Below are 955 nucleotides of genomic sequence, written 5' to 3'. Positions count from 1 at the left end.
ACAGCGCCGGGCGCATCGCGCAGATCACCCAGCAACACATGCTGCCCACGCAAAGCAGCACGGTGGCGCAGCAGGTGGCGCTCACCAGCGCGTACAGCTACGACACGGTGGGCCGGCTCACCGCCAGCGCGCACAGCGCGCCCAACACCCTCACGCTGCCCAGCGGAACGGCCTTGAGCGACACCATCGGGGCCAACGCCAGCGGCTACGCGTGGGATGCCAACGGCAACCGCAGCCAAAGCTACTACAGCAGCAGCACGGCAGGGGGCACCGCCACGCTGCAGCGCGACTACCAAATCGCCAGCACCAGCAACCGCCTGGGCGGCTACACGCAGACCTTCACGCCCGCGGGCGGCAGCGTGCAGACGACCAACGTCAGCTACAACCACGACGCCACCGGATCGATCACCAGGAAGGGCGACAGCTACCTGCACTACGGCGTGGACGGCCGCATCGCCAAGGCGGGGCCCAACGCCGACCCGGCCAGCGCATTGGCGGTGAGCTACACCTACAACGCCCTGGGCCAGCGCGTGTTCAAGAGCGATGCGAGGTTGTCCGGGGCCAACAACCCCGCCATCACCACGCAGACCGTCTATGCGGAGGACGGCATCGGCAGCACCGTGCTGGGGCAGTACGGCAGCCGGCGGAGCAGCGACAGCGCGGCACCGGCGGGCGAAATGGACAGCACCGAAGTCATCTACCTGCCCACCGCGAACGGGCCGATGCCCATCGCCGCGCAGATCAACGGCAGGCTGTACGCCATCGATGCGGACCACCTGAACACGCCGAGACGCCTCACCAACACGCAGGGCCAGGTGGTGTGGCAATGGCTGATCACGGGGTTTGGAGAGGCGAACCCTACGACGGGAGCGACCGGCTACGCACAGAGCGGGCAGGGCAGTGCAGCCTATGCAGAAGCCATCAAGTTCGACCTGCGGTATCCGGGGCAGGTGTT

At 67.7% G+C, this 955-nt stretch carries 1 pseudogene; it reads left to right on the top strand.

Annotated features, from left to right (window positions below):
• Positions 1 to 955 (top strand): annotated as a pseudogene (locus tag AVME950_RS24235) (hypothetical protein); the annotation flags it as partial.

It is taken from the genome of Acidovorax sp. SUPP950 (assembly GCF_030158935.1).
GTDB lineage: Bacteria > Pseudomonadota > Gammaproteobacteria > Burkholderiales > Burkholderiaceae_C > Paracidovorax.
Note: the sequence above shows the minus strand (reverse complement) of the source record. Positions and strands in the feature narration are given on the sequence as shown.